The following is a 16,994-nucleotide window of genomic DNA, read 5'->3' on the forward strand; positions in this document are numbered from 1 at the left end:
GGAGAACCGATGGACGCCTTCACCACCCACACCGGTACGGCGGTGCCGCTGCGCCGCAGCAACGTCGACACCGACCAGATCATCCCGGCCGTCTGGCTCAAGCAGGTCAGCCGCACCGGCTTCGAGAGGGGCCTGTTCGCCGCCTGGCGTGAGGACCCGACGTTCGTGCTGAACGACCCCTCCTACGAGGGCGGCTCGATCCTGGTCTCCGGCCCCGACTTCGGCACCGGCTCCTCCCGCGAGCACGCCGTGTGGGCCCTGCAGCAGTACGGCTTCCGCGTCGTGATCGCCGCCAGGTTCGGCGACATCTTCCGCAACAACTCCACCAAGATGGGCCTGCTGCCGGTCGTCCTGCCCGGCGAGAAGGTCGAGGCCCTCCAGGCGGCCGTCGAGGCCGACCCGAACCTCCAGGTGACCGTCGACCTGGACGAACGCCAGGTCCGATGGGCCGACGAGGTCGTGTCGTTCGAGATCGACGACTACACCCGCTGGCGGCTGATGGAAGGCCTGGACGACATCGGGCTGACCCTGCGGCACGCCGACGACGTGGCGGCGTACGAGAATGGTCGGCAGCCATGGCTGCCGACGACCGTCTAGAGGACGACCAACTGGCGCGGCGGTTGCGCGAGGCGCACCGCCGCGTCCGCCTGCTTCCCGCCGCCGACAAGGAACGGGCGGCCCGCCGCTACCTGTCCATCTGCGATCTCGCCAAGCGCGATCCGGAAAGGGCGGCGGCCCGGCTCGACGCATTTCTGACCGCCCTCGACACGCCACGCGAGGGGGAAAACACGCACGGTGATTGAGTTCCCCCGCGATCCCGCCTACTTTCGAGCGCGTAAGGGGTTTCTACGTCGAACTCGTGAGCTGGAACCCCGAGCCGTCACTGGGGGAGCAGGACTTTCATGAACAAGCGAGAGCTCGTCGACGCCATCACCGATCGAGTGGGCGACAAAAGGACGGCCACCGAGGCCGTCAACGCGGTAATCGAGGCCATCCAGAAGGCCGTGGCGAGCGGGGACAAGGTCTCGATCACGGGCTTCGGCGCGTTCGAGATGGTGAACAAGCCCGCCCGCACAGCCAGGAACCCGTCGACCGGCGCCGAGATCAAGGTCGCCGAGAGCTGGGCGCCTAAGTTCCGTCCCGGCTCTGAATTCAAGGACCTGGTGAACGAGGGCGGCAAGCAGGTCGGCAAGAAGAAGTAGTCTCAGCGGACATCACGCCCGGGCCGGTCGGCCCGGGCGTTCGCTTTTTCCGGCATTCAGGTCCGGGCGCCCATTCAGGCGCCGGGAACCGGGAACGTCGACAGCGTGATGAAGGTGATCTCCGGACCGTCCGTGACGAGATTCACGCGCTGCCCCGTACGCAGCAGCCGCAGCGGCCCCGCGTCGAAGGCGCGCGCGCCGAACTCCAGCACCGTCCCGTCGTCGAGGAAGACCGAGCCGGAACGGGTGACCTCGTCGAAGCTGCGTACCGTCGCCTGCACGCCGACCAGCCTAAGCCGTCCGCCGCCGGACGGGCGAGAGGCCGCCTACCCGGCGTCCGGCCACAGGTCGGCGACCACCGCCGCCGTGTGCCTGCCCAGCCCCAGGACGAGCGCCGCGCGCAGGTCGTCGGGGGTGTCCACGTCCCGGCGGACCGAGTCGATGCCCGGCACGCACAGCTCCTTCGCGCCCCCGCCCAGATGCTTGGCCCGCGACTCGCCGCCGAACCTCGGCGCGAACGCCCGCCCCGGCAGGACGCCGTAGAACGTCGTGCCGACCTCCTGCGCGTCGGGCACGAACGACTGGTCGAACTCGGCCGCAGCGCCCAGCACCACGGCCAGCTCGGCCGGTCGCAGGGCGGGCAGGTCGGCCTGGAGCGCGCCCACCCCGTCACCGGGCGCGACCCGTACGGCATGGGCCGCCCCCGTACGCAGCGCGGTGTTCAGCCCGCGGTCGGGGTCGTGCACCACCTCGGCCCCCAGCGCCCCCAGCGGGCCCGCCGCGGCCGGATCGGCGGTCACCACGATCACCCGCGCCACCGGCGGGCACGCCAGCGCCGCGGCCACCGTGTCGCAGGCCACCGCCACGGCCAGCCGAGTACGATGCGGCCCCGTCGCGGCCGCCAGCCGGGTCTTCGCCGCGACCAGCGTCTTCACCGGAATGACCAGAGACCAGCGGATGCTCATAGGCTTAAGCATCTCGCCTCGACATCCCACGCGGCCAACCGGGAGACTTGGGGCGCACTTCGTACGGGTTGGAGGAGACCATGAGCCGCCCCACGCGACCTTCGCGTTTCTGGGAGACCTTGGCAGTAGTCGTGGTGAAACCGCTGTCGCGGCTCCTGGTCAAGCGGGACTGGCGCAACGGCGAGCGCCTCCCGCGCACCGGCGGCATCATCATCGCGGCCAACCATCTGTCCTGGACCGATCCGGTGCTGCTGTCGCACTTCCTGTTCAACAACGGCCGCTGGCCGGTCATCCTGGCCAAGGCCGCCCTGTTCAAGGTGCCCCTCCTCGGCCGCGCCCTGACCGGCCTGCTGGCCATCCCCGTCGAGCGGGGCAGCAGCGAGGCGGCCAGGTCGCTCAGCTCCTCGGCCCAGCGGCTGCGCGACGGCGCGGCGATCCTGTTCTACCCCGAGGGCACCTGCACCCGCGATCCCGAACTGTGGCCCATGGTGGGCAAGACCGGCGCGGCCCGCCTGGCGCTGGAGAGCGGCGCGAAGGTCATCCCCGTCGCCCACTGGGGCGCCCACGAGCTGCTCCCGTACGGCGCCAAGAAGCCCAGCCTGTTCCCCCGCAAGACCTTCCACGTGACCGTGGGCCCCCCGGTAGACCTGTCCAAGTACGAGGGCCTGCCCATGCGCGCCGGCGTGCTGCGGGACGCGACCGCCGACATCATGGCGGCCGTCACCGAGCAACTGGCCGAGCTGCGCGGCGAGAAGGCCCCCGAAACTCCCTACGACCCCGCCAGGCGGTGATGGCATGACAAAAGTGGCCGTTTTCGGCACGGGTTCGTGGGGCACCACGTTCGCCATGGTGCTCGCCGAGGCAGGCAACCAGGTCACCCTCTGGGGACGCAGGCCGGAGCTCGTCGAGGCGATCGACGCCGACCACGCCAACCCCGACTACCTGCCCGGCGTACGGCTGCCCGAGACGCTGCGCGCCACCACCGACCCCGTACACGCGCTCGACGGCGCCGACTTCGTCGTCCTCGCCGTGCCCTCGCAGATGTTGCGGCCCAACCTGACGGCCTGGCGCGAGCACATCCCGTCCGGCGCGGTCCTGGTCAGCCTCATGAAGGGCATCGAGCTCGGCACGACCAAGCGCATGAGCGAGGTGATCCGCGAGGTCGCCGAGGTGCCCGAGGAACGGGTCGCGGTGGTGTCCGGGCCCAACCTGGCCAAGGAGATCGCCCACCGCCAGCCCGCCGCCACCGTCGTGGCCTGCACCGACGAGTCCGTCGCCGAACGCCTCCAGGCCGCCTGCCACCGGCCGCCGTGGTTCCGGCCGTACACGAACACCGACGTGGTCGGGGTCGAGCTGGGCGGCGCGGTGAAGAACGTGATCGCGCTGGCCGTGGGCGTCTCGGCGGGCATGGGCATGGGCGACAACGTCAGCGCCATGCTCATCACCAGGGGCCTGGCCGAGATCTCCCGCCTGGGCGCCGCGCTGGGCGCCGACCCCCACACCTTCGCCGGGCTGGCCGGCATGGGCGACCTCGTGGCCACCTGCACCTCACCGCTGTCGCGCAACCGCACGTTCGGCGAGAACCTGGGCCGCGGCATGACCCTCGCCGAGGTCGTCGCCGCCACCAAGCAGACCGCCGAGGGCGTGAAGTCCTGCGAGTCCGTCCTCGAGCTGGCCAGGAAGCACGACGTCGAGATGCCGATCACCGAAGTGGTCGTGGGGGTCGTGCACGACGGCATGTCGCCGTCCGAGGCGGGCATGCTGCTCATGTCCCGCACCCCCAAACCGGAACGCTACGGAGTGTGAATACGGACATCACCGCGTGCTCGACTCGCTGTTCAGGGGGACACCCCGGTAGATTCGGACGTCATGAGCAAGCCACGCGTCGCCGTCGTTTTCGGAGGTCGCAATTCCGAGCATGCCGTGTCCCTCATGGGCGCGGGCAGCGTGCTCGATGTGATCGACAGGAGTAAGTACGAGGTGATCCCCGTCGGGATCGCCCAGGACGGCAGGTGGGTGCTCGCCGCGTCCGACCAGCGGTTCGCCATCGAGGCCGGAGAACTGCCCGCGGTCGACACCTCCGGCGCCGCGCTCGCGCTGCCCAGCGGCGGCACCGGGCTCGTGGCCTACGACCCCGGCAGCATCCCGGTAGAGCTCGGCTCGGTCGACGTGGTCTTCCCGGTCATGCACGGCCCGTTCGCCGAGGACGGCACGATCCAGGGCCTGCTGGAGATGGCCGGCGTCCGCTACGTCGGCTCCGGCGTGCTGGCCAGCGCCGTCGGCATGGACAAAGCTCACATGAAGACCGTGATGGCCGCCGCCGGGCTGCCGATCGGCCGCTACGTCGTGGTCCGCGACCGCGACTGGCGGCTCAACCGCGAGTGCGTGCTCAAGGAGGCCGAGGAGCTCGGCTTCCCGGTGTTCGTCAAGCCCGCCAGGGCCGGCTCCTCGCAGGGCATCACCAAGGCCCACGACCGCGCCGAGCTGGAGGCGGCCGTGGACTCCGCAAGGCAGCACGACCCCAAGGTGCTCATCGAGGCCGCGATCGAGGGCCGCGAGATCGAGTGCGCGGTGCTGGAGTCGCTCGGCGACGAGCCCGCCGCCGCGTCGATCCCGGGCGAGGTCAAGGTCGAGGGCGGCCAGGAGTTCTTCGACTTCGAGGCCAAGTACTACCCCGACCAGATGTCGCTGACCGTGCCCGCCGACATCCCGGCCGAGACCGCCGAGGAACTGCGCGCGATGGCCGTACGGGCGTTCGAGGCGCTCGACTGCGAGGGACTGTCCAGGGTCGACTTCTTCTACACGCCCGACGGCCGGCTGATCTTCAACGAGATCAACACGATGCCCGGGTTCACCTCGCTGTCGGTCGCGCCGCAACTCTGGGCCGCCTCGGGGCTGCCCTACGCCGCGCTGGTCGACCGGCTGATCCAGCTCGCGCTGTCGCGCTCAGCCGGACTGCGTTGAGACGGCCTGCCCGATCGGCCGCGACAACTGCGCGAGCACGTCGGTCGCCGCGTGCTCGCCGCCGACCGTGACCTCCACGTACGTGGGCGCGGCTACGGCGGTGAACAGGATCGGCCTCTCCGGATCGGCGAACCAGCCCACCCCGTCGATCTCCTGGAGCTGGTCGGTCGGCGCCATCCGCGCCGGGCGCGGCACACCGCAACGCAGCGCGATGGACGCCTCACCCCAGACCGCCACGTACGGCGAGGCCGGCTCGGACGTGCCACGCTCGGCACCGTCCAGCGTCTTGGGCAGCAGGGACGCCAGCCTGTCACAGGACGCCGCCGCCTCCCCCGAAGGCGCGGGCGGATCGACCCGTACGGCGCCGCCGCAGCCGGCGAGAGCCAGAAGAAGGAGCAGGACGGCGGCGGCGCGCATGGAACCAAGACCTCGGATGTGTCAGATATGAACGATCGGACACGTAAGAGTACGCGTGATCCCCTCCACCGCCTGAATCTGCGCCACGACCAGCTTGCCGAGCTCGTCGACGTTGCGCGCCTCCGCGCGGACGATCACGTCGTAAGGTCCCGTCACGTCTTCCGCCTGGGTGACCCCCGGAATTCCGGAGATCTCCTCGGCAACGGCGGCGGCCTTGCCGACCTCGGTCTGAATAAGGATGTAGGCCTGCACCATTACGTCCTCCCGGGCGATTGGATCACGCCGAAGGGCCACCGTACCCTGTGTGCGTCAGGAGGTGCGTCATCACAGTCGGAGATCTCGGCGAATTCGGTGTCGTGAATCGTATTGCCGGACGCCTGCCCCAGGGAGAGGGGGTCATGCTAGGCCCGGGTGACGACGCCGCCGTGGTGGCCGCGCCCGACGCACGGGTGGTCGTGTCCACGGATCTGCTGGTCGAACGCCGCCACTTCCGGCTCGACTGGTCCAGCGGCTACGACGTGGGCCGCAAGGCCGCCGCCCAGAACCTCGCCGACGTCGCCGCCATGGGAGCCGTGCCCACGTCCATCGTGGTCGGGCTCGGCATCCCGGCCGAGCTGCCCGTGGCCTGGCTCGACGCGCTGACCGACGGGTTCCGCGAGGAGTGCGCCGAGGTCGGCGCGAGCGTGGTCGGCGGCGACATCACCCGGTCCGACCTGGTGGTCATCGGGGTGACCGCGCTGGGCGACCTGGGCGGGCGGGCGCCGGTCAAGCGGTCCGGGGCGCGGCCGGGACAGGTGGTGGCCGTGGCGGGGCGGCTGGGCCACGCCGCCGCCGGATGGGCGTTGCTGGAGGCCGGGGCCGTGATCGGGTCCGCCGCGCTGGAGGAGGCGGTGACCGCCCATCGGCGGCCGTCCCCGCCGTACCAGGAGGGGCCGCGCGCGGCCGGGCTGGGCGCGAGCGCGATGCTCGACGTCAGCGACGGCCTGGTGCAGGACCTCGGGCACGTGGCCGCGGCCAGTGGCGTACGTGTAGAGCTCGACCCCGAGGCGTTCACCGTGGGGGAGCCGGTGGTGGCGGCGGCCAAGGAACTGGGGAGCGACCCGCTCGAATGGGTGCTCACGGGCGGCGAGGACCACGCGCTCGCCGCCGTCTTCCCCCCTGACGTACGCCTGCCGCCGTCCTGGCAGGTCGTGGGACGGGTGGTCGAGGGGGAGGGCGTCCTGGTGTACGGGCGCGAGATGGGCCGAGGCGGCTGGGATCACTTTCGGTGATGACTTGTCCCGGTTTACGTGAAATTTTCCTGGTTTGGGGTGGCACTAGCGGGATTGTTGTGACAAGGACGTAGTAAAGGTGTTATGAAGATTGGCGGCCACTGTAACCGCGAGAAAGGGCAGCCATGGGCCGCCACGGCACCGGTGGATCCGACGACGGGGATGAACGGGGGAACGGCAGCGCTTTCTGGGGTCCCGACGACCCGGCCGAGGCGCCGGGATGGCCGGCGTTGCCGGACCAGGTCGAGGTGACGGGGCAGTGGGCCCCGATGCCGCGCCGCGAGGACGGCCGTCCGCCGCGCGCTCCGCAGCCCGAGCCGTTCGAGACGACGGGGGCCTTCGCGGTGCCCACCGACGCCGCCCCCGGGTTCACGCCGTCCGACGACCCGTCCGGAGCCTTCCCGCCGCCGTCCGGGCCCGCGTTCTCCGGTTCGCCGTTCTTCGAGCCGTCCGGGGGAGCGTTCCCCGGTTCGCCCTCTTCTGAGCCGCACGGCGGTGCGTTCCCTGGTTCGCCTTCTTCTGAGCCGCCCGGGGGCGCGTTCCCGGGTTCGCCCTATCCTGAGCCGGCCGGGGCGGGCCCGTTCGAGGTGACGGGCGCCTTCGCCCGTCCGGCCGACTGGGACGCCGTCGCCCCCTCCAGAGGCCCCGCCCCGTCCGACGCACAGCCTGATGCCCGGTCCGGCCCCACGGCCGCCTTCGGCGTGCCGCCGAGCTTCGACGCCTCCGGCCGTACCACCGGCCCGTTCGACGCGCCCGGCCCCGACGCCACCGCCCGGTTCGACAACGCCCGCTTCGACAACACCGGGTTCGACAACACCGGGTTCGACAACGGCGGGTTCGGCAACGCCACCGCCAGGTTCGACGCGCCGCCCGGCGCCGGTCCTGAGAACGGTTTCCCGGGTGGTCCGCCCGAGCCCGGCGACGTGAAGGTCGCCGGGGAGCCCACCGCCGTGCACACGCCGGCGTGGGCGGAGGCCGAGACCGGCTTCCTGCGTTCGGGCTGGTCCTCCGACGAAGGGCTGGAGGACCTCGACGAGCCCGGCGAGTCCCGTGGCGGCCGCCGGCGCAGGGGATCCAGAGGCGGCGGCGGTGGCGGCGACGACGTGCTGAACGTCCCCACCGGCGGCGGCAGGGGCAAGGGCCGCATGGCGCTGCTGTCGGTCGCCGCCGTGGCCGTCGTGCTCGGCGGCACGGTCGCCGGCGTGAAGCTCATGAGCTCCTCCGGCGATCCCGCCGGGTGCGCGGACGCGAGCTGCGCCGCCGTGCAGACCAGCACCAGTCCCTCGGAGCCGGTGACCTCCGACCCCGCCACCGAGGAGGAGGACGAGCCTTCGGAGGAGCCGACTGAGGAAGAGGAGTCGGGCACGCCCTCCGACGCCCCGACGACGACCGCCCCCACGTACGGCAACCGCGCCCCGCGCCGCAGCTCGCCCCCCACCCCCACGCCCACCAGGACGCGGACGAAGCCTTCGGCCAAGCCGACGAAGGACGTCGAGCCGCCCGCCGAGGAGACGATCTCCGAGGCGCCCACGGACGACCCCACGACCATGGGCAACTCCGACACCGGCGTGGTGCCGACCGTCGGCAGCAGCCCCGCGCCCACCACCTCCTCCACGGTCGGGTCCGGTGGGAGCGGCGGGTCGGTCAACGTGCGGCAGACGGTCAGGCAGCGGCTCACCGCGTACTCGGCCACGCTGCGCGTGACGAACCAGGCGCAGGTCCCGCTGGCGGACGCCACCTTCTCCGTGCCGGTCGAGGGCCGTGTCATGAACGTGAACGGCGGATCCTGGACCCAGGACGGCGACCTGCTGATCATCGACCTGTCGGGCTCGCTGGCCGCCGGGGACTCCGTGGACGTCACGTACTCGGCGACGGGGAAGGCGCAGGAGCCCGGGGCGTGTGGGCTGGTCGGTGGGGAGTGCTCCATCGGCTGAGTGGTTGGATGGGGGCATGACGACCCCTCCACGTGTGCTGACCGTCGCGGGCTCCGACTCGGGAGGCGGCGCGGGCATCCAGGCCGACCTGAAGACCATGATGGCGATGGGCGTCCACGGCATGAGCGTGATCGCCGCCGTCACGGCCCAGAACTCGCTGGGCGTCCAGGGCTACTGGGAGCTGCCGCCGGAGGCCGTGCGCGCGCAGCTCGACTCCGTGCTGGGCGACATCGGGGCGCAGGCCGTCAAGACCGGCATGCTGGCCTCGCCGGTGCTGGTGGAGACGGTGGCCGAGGTGCTGAGGGCCTATCCCGCGCCGCTGGTGGTCGATCCCGTCGGGGTGTCCAAGCACGGTGACTCCCTGCTCGCGCCTGAGGCCGTAGACGTCCTCAGGACGCGCCTGCTGCCCGTAGCCACCGTCGTGACGCCCAACCTGTGGGAGGTGGAGCAGCTCACCTCGGTCAAGGTCGAGGACGAACGCGACCTGCGCCGGGCCGCCGACGCCGTGCTCGCGCTCGGCCCGACCTGGGCGCTGATCAAGGGCGGCCATCTGCCGGGCGCCCCCGTCGACCTGCTGACCGACGGCACGACCGAGCACCGCTTCGCCGCCGAACGTCTCGACAACCGCCACACCCACGGCACCGGCTGCACGCTCGCCTCCGCCGTCGCCTCCCGGCTCGCGTTCGGTGACGACGTCCCGGCGGCGGTGGCCAGGGCCAAGGAGTACGTGACGGGCGCGATCGCGCGGGGTTTCCCCTTGGGCGACGGCATCGGCCCGGTCGACCACGCCTGGCGGTGGCGCTGACCGCGTTCCCCGCCCGGTTCCCCGCCCGGTTCCCCGCCCGCGCGGGGTGACGCACGACGAAAGCCCGCCGCCCCCTCGAACAGGGGCGGCGGGCTTTCGCGAAGACGAGAAACTAGCGGGTGACCTTGCCCGCCTTGATGCACGAGGTGCACACGTTCAGCTTCTTCGGCGTGCCGCCGATGACCGCGCGGACCGTCTGGATGTTGGGGTTCCAACGACGACGGGTACGGCGGTGGGAGTGGGACACGTTGTTGCCGAAGGTCGGCCCCTTGCGGCAGACATCGCAGACGGAAGCCACGGTATCGCTCCTTAAAACAGTCGATGTAGCCCTGTCCGCTGATGCTTTCCGGGCGGAGGGCATGCCGGGACAACCGGCTAGCCAGACGAGAATATCTGATCCACACCATTGGGCGCGAACCAGAGCACTGGACGGTGGCCGGTGCGGGGATATTCTCCTCCAACAAGGTAGCGCATGCGGGGAGGTCGGAGGAGCGCAGATGAAGGTCCTCGACCCGCCCGCGGTGCGCCGCTGGGCCCGCCTGGCCGCCGACGCCCTCGGCAGGGCGAGGACGGAGATCGACGCGCTCAACGTGTTCCCCGTGGCCGACGGCGACACCGGCACCAACCTGCACCTCACCATGTTGTCCGCGGCCGAGGCCGTCGAGTCGCTGCCCGACGACGTGGACGCGGCCGTGGTCTGGCAGACGCTCGCGTACGGCGCGCTGGTCGGGGCGCACGGCAACTCGGGGGTCATCGTCAGCCAGGCGCTGCGCGGGCTGGCCGAGGTGCTCAAGGACGGTTCGGACCTGCGTGCCGGGCTGCTCAGGGCGGCCACGCTCGCCAGGGAGGCCGTGGCCAGGCCGGTCGAGGGCACGGTGCTGACCGTACTGGAGTCGGCCGCGCGGGCCGCCCAGGACGCGGGCGGCGACCCGTGCGAGGTGGCGCGGCTGGCGGCGCGGGAGGCGCGGGCCGCGGTGCGCCGTACGCCGGGGCAGCTTGAGGTGCTGGCCCGCAGCGGGGTCGTGGACGCGGGCGGCGCGGGGGCGGCGATCGTGCTGGAGACCCTGGCCGCCGTGCTCACCGACTCCTACAGCGACCACTACGACGTGCCCGCGCCGACCGCCAGGGTGACGCCGATGGCCGAGGTGGGCGCCGGCTACGAGGTGATGTACCTGCTGGACGCCGACGAGGCCGCGGTGGCCGGGCTGCGCGCGGAGCTCGACGCCATGGGCGAGTCGCTGGTCGTGGTGGGCGGCGAGGGCCTGTGGAACGTGCACGTCCACGTGGCCGAGGCGGGGCCGGCCGTGGAGGCGGGGTTGCGGGCGGGGCGTCCCCACCGGATCAGGATCACGTACCTGGCCGAGCGTACGCACCGGGGCGGGGCGGGCAGGGGCGTCGTGGCGGTGGCGGCGGGCGACGGGATCGCGGCGCTGTTCGAGGAGAGCGGTGCGGTCGTGGTGCGGCGCGCGCCCGGCACCCGGCCGGCGCTGCCCGAGCTGCTGGCCGCGATCAGGCAGGCGGGCGCCGAGGTCGCGGTGCTGCCGAACGACGAGGGTGTCCACGCGGTCGCCGCCGCGGCGGCCGAGATCGCCCGTGAGGACGGCGTGGCCGTCAGCGTGCTGCCGACCAGGGCGACCGTGCAGGGGTTGTCGGCGCTGGCCGTGCACGACCCGTTGCGGCGCTTCGACGACGACGTGGTGGCCATGACGGACGCGGCCGGCCACACCAGGTACGGGCATCTGGTGGTGGCCGACAGGGAGGCGTTCACGAGCGCGGGCGTGTGCCGTCCCGGTGACGTGCTGGGCCTGATCGACGGCGACGTGGCGGTGATCGGCGGCGAGCTGGAGCGGGTGGCGACGCTGATCGTCGACCGGATGGTGGCGGGCGGCGGCGAGCTGGTGACCCTGGTCACGGGCGCCGGTCTGCCCGGACGGCTCGCCGCCCGCCTGGAGGAGCACCTGCGGCGTACGCGGCCGGACGTCGACCTGGTCGTCTACGACGGCGAGCAGGGCGGTTACCCGCTGCTGATCGGCGTCGAGTAGCGGGATCGTTCCCCTTCCGCGGGCGACTCCGGCCCCCGGTGCGGGATTCCTGTCGCCCGCAGGCGGTAGAACTGGATGCCGTGAGCCGTTTCGACGAGCCCCTGACCAAAGCGCTCGACCCGAAGACCGCCAAGCTGCTGCACAGCGTGCTCGGCCTGGAGACGGTCGGCGACCTGCTGCGCCACTACCCGCGCCGTTACGCCGAGCGCGGCGAGCTGACCTCGCTCGACGCGCTGGAGGTCGACGAGCACGTCACCGTGGTCGGCGAGGTGACCAGGCTGATGCGCAAGCCCATGCGCAACCGCGGCGGCACGTGGCTGGAGGCCGAGGTCGTCGACGGCAACGGCAACCGGATCTACCTGGCGTTCTTCGGCAAGGGTTCGCATGTGGCCGAGTCGCGGCTGAAGCCGGGCCGGCGCGGCATGTTCGCCGGCAAGGTGGGCCTGTTCGGGGCGCGTACCAAACCGCGCTGGCAGCTCTCGCACCCGGAGTTCGAGCTGTTCGAGGAGGGGGAGGCGAGCGCCGAGGAGTTCGCGTCGGCGCCGGTGCCGATCTATCCGGCGGGCAAGGACCTGACGCCGTGGGCGATCAGGCGGGCGGTCGGCGTGGTGCTCGACACGCTGGGCCCGCTCGACGACCCGCTGCCCGCCGCGCTGCGGGCCAGGCACGGCCTCCAGCCGCTCGGCGAGGCGCTGGTGGCCATCCACCGGCCGAAGGACTTCGCCGAGATGCAGCGGGCGCGCAAGCGGCTGAAGTTCGACGAGGCGTTCGTGTTGCAGGCGGTGCTGCTCCAGCGCCGGCAGGCGGCCACCGCGTGGCCGGCCAGGCCGCGTCCGAGGCGGGCCGACGGCATGCTGGCCGACTTCGACGGGCGGTTGCCGTTCGCGCTCACCGAGGGGCAGGCGCAGGTGGGGGAGGAGATCGCGGCCGACCTGGCGCTGGAGCACCCGATGCACCGGCTGCTGCAGGGCGAGGTGGGCGCGGGCAAGACGGTCGTGGCGTTGCGCGCGATGCTCCAGGTGGTCGACGCGGGCGGCCAGGCGGTGCTGCTGGCCCCCACGGAGGTGCTGGCCCAGCAGCATCACCGCTCGATCAGCGGCATGCTGGGCGAGCTGGCCCAGGGCGGCATGTTCGGCGGCACGGCGGTCACCCTGCTGACGGGGTCGATGGGCGCGGCGGCCCGGCGTTCGGCGCTGCTCGACGCGGCCTCGGGCACGGCGGGCATCGTGGTCGGCACGCACGCGCTGCTCCAGGAGCACGTCCAGTTCGCCGACCTGGGCCTGGTCGTGGTCGACGAGCAACACCGCTTCGGCGTGGAGCAGCGTGACGCGTTGCGCGAGAAGGCGGGGGGCGGCCGTCCGCACGTGCTGGTCATGACCGCGACGCCGATCCCGCGCACGGTCGCGATGACGGTCTTCGGCGATCTGGAGGTCTCGACGTTGTCGCAGCTCCCGTCGGGCCGCGCCCCCATCACCACGCACGTGGTGCCCGCCGCGGAGAAGCCCCACTATCTCGAACGCACCTGGCAGCGGGTGCGCGAGGAGGTGGAGCTGGGCAGGCAGGCGTACATCGTGTGCCCGCGGATCGGCGACCTGGAGGGTGACGAGGGCGACCTGGCGACGGCGGCGGGCGACGACGACCGCCGTCCGCCGCTGGCGGTGCTGGAGGTCGCCGAGCTGCTGACCCAGGGCCCCTTCCAGGACCTGCGCGTGGGCACCCTGCACGGCAAGCTGCCGCCGGAGGAGAAGGACGCGATCATGCGGTCCTTCACCAAGGGCGAGCTCGACGTGCTGATCGCCACCACGGTCATCGAGGTGGGCGTCGACGTGCCCAACTCCTCGGTCATGATCATCATGGACGCCGACCGCTTCGGCGTCTCCCAGCTCCACCAGCTGCGCGGGCGGGTGGGCCGGGGCGGTCTGCCCGGCCTGTGCCTGCTGGTCTCCGACTTCGCCGAGGGCACCCCGGCCCGCGCCCGGCTCGACGCGGTGGCCGCCACGCTCGACGGCTTCGAGTTGTCCCGAGTCGACCTGGAGCAGCGCCGGGAGGGTGATGTCCTCGGGGCGGCCCAGTCGGGCAAGCGCACGTCGCTGAAGCTCCTGCAGCTGCTGCGGGACGAGGACGTCATCACCACGGCCCGGGACGAGGCGGCCGCCCTGCTGGCCGAGGACCCCGACCTGGCGGCCCACGAGGGCCTGCGTGCCGAGATCGCCCGGCTCCTGGCGGACGAGAAGGCCGAGTACCTGGAGAAGACGTAGGGGAGCGGGGGCCTGAAAAAGATTTTGAAGGCCCAGCCGCGGGGACGGCCTCCCCCCGAATGCCGTCCCCGGCTGGGCCCACCCTCGGGTCAGGTGCCGAGGGAACCGGCGTGCGGAAGGGCTCACGATCACGCCGGTCGGCCTTCATGTGGGTCACCTTGAAGGCCGCAGACTCATCATGCGGGGCGATCCCGCCGATGTGAATCACCCTTGCGCAGTCGAGGCAGACACTTGTCCACTCTTGACCTGGGCGAACATGCGGAACAATGGTCCTTATGACTCGGATCATCGCGGGGAGCGCGGGTGGGCGGCGGTTGGCCGTGCCGCCGGGGCGGGGCACGAGGCCGACCAGCGACAGGGCCAGGGAAGGCATCTTCTTGACCCTCGACTCCCTGTACGGCCTGCGTGAGGCCCGCGTGCTCGACCTGTACGCGGGTTCGGGCGCCGTTGGCCTGGAATCGTTGTCCAGGGGCGCGGCCCACGCGCTGCTCGTCGAGTCCGACGCCAAGGCCGTCCGGACGATCAGGGCCAACATCCAGTCGCTCGGCCTCGACGGCGCGGAGCTGGCGGCCGACAAGGTCGAGCGGGTGCTGGCCAAGCCGCCGGAGGAGCCGTACGACATCGTCTTCGCCGATCCGCCGTACGCGCTGGGTGACGGCGAGGTGACGCGGGTGCTGGAGCTGCTGCGCGACAACGGCTGGCTCGTCGAGGAGGGCCTGGTGGCATTCGAGCGGGAAACCAGGGGAAAGCCCTTGATGTGGCCGGAAGGTTATGTTGAGGAGAGGGTCCGTAGATACGGCGAAGCATCCGTTTGGTACGGTCGCGCCGCCGGGAACCCGTAGACCTGGGAGGCGTCTTGCGCCGCGTTGTCTGCCCGGGGTCGTTCGACCCCATCACCAATGGCCATCTCGACATCATCGGCCGGTCCGCCCGCCTGTACGACGAGGTGGTCGTGGCGGTCCTCATCAACATCGAGAAGAGCAGCCTGTTCACGGTCGACGAACGGATCGACATCCTTCAGACCGTGACGAAGGAGTACCCCAACGTCAAGGTGCAGAAGTTCCACGGCCTGCTGGTCGACTTCTGCAAGCAGCACGACATCCCGGCCATCGTCAAGGGGATCAGAGTCGTCAGTGACTTCGACTACGAGCTCCAGATGGCCCAGCTCAACTACCGCCTCTCGGGCGTCGAGACGCTGTTCATGCCCACCAACCCCGAGTACTCCTTCCTGTCCTCCAGCCGGGTGAAGGAGATCGCGCGGTATGGTGGCGACGTGTCCGGCCTGGTCCCTGACCTGGTGCACAAGCTGCTCATCGAGCGTCTCAGGGGCTGACCGCGACCTGGTATCCTTTCATTTCGGCCTTGTACGACGGCGAGCGTTTCGCCATGCCTAGCGAGAGCAGGATGACTCAGCACCTCGACCCCCGCTCCCCCTGGGTGCTCTCCACTCATGATCTGGGGAAGCGACCGGGCACGATGCGGCAGATGACCCTGACCCTTCCGGCACCGGCTAACCTCGGCGTCGATATGATCGGTGTCCCCAAAGACGCCGAAGTCGAGCTGGACCTCCGGCTCGAAGCAGTGATGGAAGGCGTGCTCGTCTCGGGCACGGCGCACGCCCCGCTCGCCGGGGAGTGCGCGCGGTGTCTTGACCCGATCACCTCGGACATCGAGGTCGATCTGCAGGAGCTGTTCTTCTACTCCGACGAGGACGCCTCGGAGGAGGACTCACTGCTCGACGGAGAGCTGCTCGACCTCGAGCCGACGTTCCGCGACGCGGCGGTGCTCGCACTGCCGCTGAGCCCCGTGTGCCGCGAGGAGTGCGAGGGGCTCTGCACGGAGTGCGGGATCAAGCTGGCCGAGGCCGGCGCCGATCACCGGCACGAGAAGATCGATGCCCGCTGGGCGTCGTTGCAAGGTCTGGTTTCCGAGAACGATAACGATCAGGAGAAGTGACGTGGCCGTCCCGAAGCGAAAGATGTCGCGGAGCAACACCCGCGCCCGTCGCTCCCAGTGGAAGACGACTGCTGTCGCCCTGGTGAGCTGCCCGCAGTGCCGTTCGCCCAAGCAGCCGCACATCGCGTGCCCCACCTGCGGCACCTACAACCGTCGTCAGGTCATCGAGCCGTCCGCCTGATCACACTGACCGGAGACCTGCCCGTCACACCGGCGGCCGGTTTCCTCTCAGCAGTTGACGTGATGCCGACCGGGTGCCATTGTGCCTCGGTCGGCGTTAACGTCTGTAGATGTGTGCGGCGGCGGTCAGCCCGCGGCCGTGGTGGACGCCGGGGCTACGTGTTACCCCGACGCCCACCACGTTTTCGGGCATCTTCCGCAGCCGTCTTGTGAAGATGTCCGAGGAGGAAACACGTGGGCGCAGGTCCTAAGCCGGTGGCCGTGGAGGTCGCCAGAGACGAGTTGCAGCGGGTCCTGGTCGTAGGCCTCGACTCCGACATTCTCGAGCGGGCCCTCACGCACCGCTCGTACGCGTACGAGAACGGTGGTCTGCCCACCAACGAGCGCCTTGAGTTCCTCGGCGACTCGGTGCTGGGTCTCGTGGTCACCGACACCCTCTACCGCAACCACCCCGACCTGCCCGAGGGGCAGCTCGCCAAGCTGCGTGCCGCGGTGGTCAACATGCGCGCGCTGGCCGACGTCGCCCGCAACCTGGGCCTCGGCCGCTTCCTGCGGCTCGGCAGGGGCGAGGAGGGCACCGGCGGGCGCGACAAGTCCTCGATCCTGGCCGACACGCTGGAGGCGCTGATCGGCGCGATCTACGTGGACAAGGGCCTCGACGAGGCGTTCCGGGTCGTCCATCTGCTGTTCGACCCGCTGATCGTGCGCTCGGCCTCGCTGGGCGCCGGGCTCGACTGGAAGACCTCCCTTCAGGAGCTCACCGCCTCCGAGGCGCTCGGCGTGCCCGAGTACCACGTCGAGGAGAGCGGGCCCGACCACGCCAAGTCGTTCACGGCGATGGTGCGCGTGGGCGGCGAGTCCTACGGCTCGGGCACGGGCCGCAGCAAGAAGGAGGCCGAGCAGCAGGCGGCCGAGGCGGCCTGGACGCGCATCAGGGCCCGCCGGGAGCAGCGCGAGAGCCAGCCCGCGGGCTGAGCCCCGCCCGCCAGAACCACCGGCC

At 71.3% G+C, this 16,994-nt stretch carries 21 protein-coding genes; 16 read left to right on the forward strand and 5 right to left on the reverse strand.

Features of this window, described 5'->3' with window-relative positions; all coding sequences use genetic code 11:
• The first annotated feature begins 9 nt into the window (after positions 1-9).
• From leuD to IEZ27_RS08525, 3 genes are all read left to right on the forward strand, one after another.
• Positions 10-597, forward strand: coding sequence for a 3-isopropylmalate dehydratase small subunit (leuD, locus tag IEZ27_RS08515; protein ID WP_189646708.1), 588 nt, complete (start codon positions 10-12; stop codon positions 595-597).
• A complete protein-coding gene (locus IEZ27_RS08520; protein WP_125637153.1) occupies positions 576-803 on the forward strand; it encodes an SCO5555 family protein in 228 nt (75 codons plus the stop codon). Before leuD ends, IEZ27_RS08520 begins: the two co-directional genes overlap by 22 nt.
• A 99-nt stretch (positions 804-902) precedes the next feature.
• Positions 903-1,202, forward strand: coding sequence for an HU family DNA-binding protein (locus IEZ27_RS08525; RefSeq protein WP_125637152.1), 300 nt, complete (start codon positions 903-905; stop codon positions 1,200-1,202).
• 74 nt (positions 1,203-1,276) lie between these two features.
• Here IEZ27_RS08525 and IEZ27_RS08530 read toward each other — a convergent pair whose 3' ends face one another.
• Both IEZ27_RS08530 and cofC read right to left on the reverse strand, forming a co-directional pair.
• Entirely contained in the window at positions 1,277-1,483 is a 207-nt protein-coding gene (locus tag IEZ27_RS08530) for a hypothetical protein (protein ID WP_125637151.1), read from the reverse strand.
• A 45-nt stretch (positions 1,484-1,528) separates the two neighbouring features.
• Positions 1,529-2,167 (reverse strand): 2-phospho-L-lactate guanylyltransferase, encoded by a 639-nt coding sequence (gene cofC / locus IEZ27_RS08535; RefSeq protein ID WP_229823664.1) that lies wholly within the window; start codon positions 2,165-2,167, stop codon positions 1,529-1,531.
• Positions 2,168-2,247: 80 nt separating this feature from the next.
• Here cofC and IEZ27_RS08540 point away from each other — a divergent pair, with 80 nt between their 5' ends.
• From IEZ27_RS08540 to IEZ27_RS08550, 3 genes are all read left to right on the forward strand, one after another.
• Positions 2,248-2,958, forward strand: a complete 711-nt coding sequence (locus IEZ27_RS08540) for a lysophospholipid acyltransferase family protein (protein WP_189646710.1) — start codon at positions 2,248-2,250, stop codon at positions 2,956-2,958.
• A gap of 4 nt (positions 2,959-2,962) precedes the next feature.
• Positions 2,963-3,973, forward strand: a complete 1,011-nt coding sequence (locus tag IEZ27_RS08545; RefSeq protein WP_125637148.1) for an NAD(P)H-dependent glycerol-3-phosphate dehydrogenase — start codon at positions 2,963-2,965, stop codon at positions 3,971-3,973.
• Between the two features lie 63 nt (positions 3,974-4,036).
• Entirely contained in the window at positions 4,037-5,131 is a 1,095-nt protein-coding gene (locus tag IEZ27_RS08550) for a D-alanine--D-alanine ligase family protein (RefSeq protein ID WP_189646711.1), read from the forward strand.
• Here IEZ27_RS08550 and IEZ27_RS08555 read toward each other — a convergent pair.
• Both IEZ27_RS08555 and IEZ27_RS08560 read right to left on the reverse strand, forming a co-directional pair.
• Positions 5,114-5,548 carry a DUF3515 domain-containing protein gene (locus IEZ27_RS08555; RefSeq protein ID WP_189646712.1) on the reverse strand — a complete coding sequence of 145 codons (435 nt, stop codon included), beginning with the start codon at positions 5,546-5,548 and terminating at the stop codon, positions 5,114-5,116. The two genes, IEZ27_RS08550 and IEZ27_RS08555, sit on opposite strands and share 18 nt — an antisense overlap.
• Before the next feature lie 21 nt (positions 5,549-5,569).
• Positions 5,570-5,803 (reverse strand): Lrp/AsnC family transcriptional regulator, encoded by a 234-nt coding sequence (locus tag IEZ27_RS08560; protein ID WP_125637145.1) that lies wholly within the window; start codon positions 5,801-5,803, stop codon positions 5,570-5,572.
• Positions 5,804-5,871: 68 nt separating this feature from the next.
• On the opposite strand from IEZ27_RS08560, the gene IEZ27_RS08565 reads away from it, so the two are divergent.
• The 3 genes from IEZ27_RS08565 (at position 5,872) to thiD (ending at position 9,558) form a co-directional block, all read left to right on the forward strand.
• Complete coding sequence (locus IEZ27_RS08565; RefSeq protein WP_379478563.1) at positions 5,872-6,819, forward strand: thiamine-phosphate kinase; 948 nt, start codon at positions 5,872-5,874, stop codon at positions 6,817-6,819.
• A gap of 125 nt (positions 6,820-6,944) precedes the next feature.
• The gene (locus IEZ27_RS08570) at positions 6,945-8,753 is read left to right on the forward strand and encodes a chromosomal replication initiator protein DnaA (protein WP_189646714.1); all 1,809 of its coding nucleotides are present in this window, start codon (positions 6,945-6,947) and stop codon (positions 8,751-8,753) included.
• Positions 8,754-8,769: 16 nt separating this feature from the next.
• Complete coding sequence (thiD, locus tag IEZ27_RS08575; RefSeq protein ID WP_189646715.1) at positions 8,770-9,558, forward strand: bifunctional hydroxymethylpyrimidine kinase/phosphomethylpyrimidine kinase; 789 nt, start codon at positions 8,770-8,772, stop codon at positions 9,556-9,558.
• A gap of 112 nt (positions 9,559-9,670) precedes the next feature.
• Here the strand turns inward: thiD and rpmB are convergent, their stop codons facing one another.
• Positions 9,671-9,856, reverse strand: coding sequence for a 50S ribosomal protein L28 (rpmB, locus tag IEZ27_RS08580; protein WP_049556934.1), 186 nt, complete (start codon positions 9,854-9,856; stop codon positions 9,671-9,673).
• 199 nt (positions 9,857-10,055) lie between these two features.
• On the opposite strand from rpmB, the gene IEZ27_RS08585 reads away from it, so the two are divergent.
• The 7 genes from IEZ27_RS08585 to rnc all read left to right on the forward strand — a co-directional run bounded on the left by IEZ27_RS08585 (position 10,056) and on the right by rnc (position 16,969).
• Positions 10,056-11,600 (forward strand): DAK2 domain-containing protein, encoded by a 1,545-nt coding sequence (locus IEZ27_RS08585; RefSeq protein WP_189646716.1) that lies wholly within the window; start codon positions 10,056-10,058, stop codon positions 11,598-11,600.
• Positions 11,601-11,680: 80 nt separating this feature from the next.
• Positions 11,681-13,858, forward strand: a complete 2,178-nt coding sequence (gene recG, locus IEZ27_RS08590; RefSeq protein WP_189646717.1) for an ATP-dependent DNA helicase RecG — start codon at positions 11,681-11,683, stop codon at positions 13,856-13,858.
• Between the two features lie 275 nt (positions 13,859-14,133).
• Complete coding sequence (rsmD, locus tag IEZ27_RS08595; RefSeq protein WP_189646718.1) at positions 14,134-14,700, forward strand: 16S rRNA (guanine(966)-N(2))-methyltransferase RsmD; 567 nt, start codon at positions 14,134-14,136, stop codon at positions 14,698-14,700.
• A 14-nt stretch (positions 14,701-14,714) separates the two neighbouring features.
• On the forward strand, positions 14,715-15,191 hold the full coding sequence (gene coaD, locus IEZ27_RS08600) for a pantetheine-phosphate adenylyltransferase (RefSeq protein ID WP_125637139.1): 477 nt from the start codon (positions 14,715-14,717) through the stop codon (positions 15,189-15,191).
• 53 nt (positions 15,192-15,244) lie between these two features.
• Complete coding sequence (locus IEZ27_RS08605; protein ID WP_125637138.1) at positions 15,245-15,814, forward strand: YceD family protein; 570 nt, start codon at positions 15,245-15,247, stop codon at positions 15,812-15,814.
• 1 nt (position 15,815) lies between these two features.
• A complete protein-coding gene (gene rpmF / locus IEZ27_RS08610; RefSeq protein WP_033409409.1) occupies positions 15,816-15,995 on the forward strand; it encodes a 50S ribosomal protein L32 in 180 nt (59 codons plus the stop codon).
• Positions 15,996-16,249: 254 nt separating this feature from the next.
• Complete coding sequence (gene rnc, locus IEZ27_RS08615; RefSeq protein ID WP_189646955.1) at positions 16,250-16,969, forward strand: ribonuclease III; 720 nt, start codon at positions 16,250-16,252, stop codon at positions 16,967-16,969.
• The last annotated feature ends 25 nt before the right edge of the window (positions 16,970-16,994 follow it).

The organism is Nonomuraea spiralis (assembly GCF_014648435.1).
GTDB classification, from domain to species: Bacteria; Actinomycetota; Actinomycetes; order Streptosporangiales; family Streptosporangiaceae; genus Nonomuraea; species Nonomuraea spiralis.

Excerpts from the sequence above, each read along its gene's own strand:
- leuD (WP_189646708.1), top strand. The coding sequence starts at position 10 with ATGGACGCCTTCACCACCCACACCGGTACGGCGGTGCCGCTGCGCCGC.
- IEZ27_RS08520 (WP_125637153.1), top strand. The coding sequence starts at position 576 with ATGGCTGCCGACGACCGTCTAGAGGACGACCAACTGGCGCGGCGGTTG.
- IEZ27_RS08525 (WP_125637152.1), top strand. The coding sequence starts at position 903 with ATGAACAAGCGAGAGCTCGTCGACGCCATCACCGATCGAGTGGGCGAC.
- cofC (WP_229823664.1), bottom strand. The coding sequence starts at position 2,167 with ATGAGCATCCGCTGGTCTCTGGTCATTCCGGTGAAGACGCTGGTCGCG.
- IEZ27_RS08540 (WP_189646710.1), top strand. The coding sequence starts at position 2,248 with ATGAGCCGCCCCACGCGACCTTCGCGTTTCTGGGAGACCTTGGCAGTA.
- IEZ27_RS08545 (WP_125637148.1), top strand. The coding sequence starts at position 2,963 with ATGACAAAAGTGGCCGTTTTCGGCACGGGTTCGTGGGGCACCACGTTC.
- IEZ27_RS08550 (WP_189646711.1), top strand. The coding sequence starts at position 4,037 with ATGAGCAAGCCACGCGTCGCCGTCGTTTTCGGAGGTCGCAATTCCGAG.
- IEZ27_RS08555 (WP_189646712.1), bottom strand. The coding sequence starts at position 5,548 with ATGCGCGCCGCCGCCGTCCTGCTCCTTCTTCTGGCTCTCGCCGGCTGC.
- IEZ27_RS08560 (WP_125637145.1), bottom strand. The coding sequence starts at position 5,803 with ATGGTGCAGGCCTACATCCTTATTCAGACCGAGGTCGGCAAGGCCGCC.
- IEZ27_RS08570 (WP_189646714.1), top strand. The coding sequence starts at position 6,945 with ATGGGCCGCCACGGCACCGGTGGATCCGACGACGGGGATGAACGGGGG.
- thiD (WP_189646715.1), top strand. The coding sequence starts at position 8,770 with ATGACGACCCCTCCACGTGTGCTGACCGTCGCGGGCTCCGACTCGGGA.
- IEZ27_RS08585 (WP_189646716.1), top strand. The coding sequence starts at position 10,056 with ATGAAGGTCCTCGACCCGCCCGCGGTGCGCCGCTGGGCCCGCCTGGCC.
- rsmD (WP_189646718.1), top strand. The coding sequence starts at position 14,134 with ATGACTCGGATCATCGCGGGGAGCGCGGGTGGGCGGCGGTTGGCCGTG.
- IEZ27_RS08605 (WP_125637138.1), top strand. The coding sequence starts at position 15,245 with ATGCCTAGCGAGAGCAGGATGACTCAGCACCTCGACCCCCGCTCCCCC.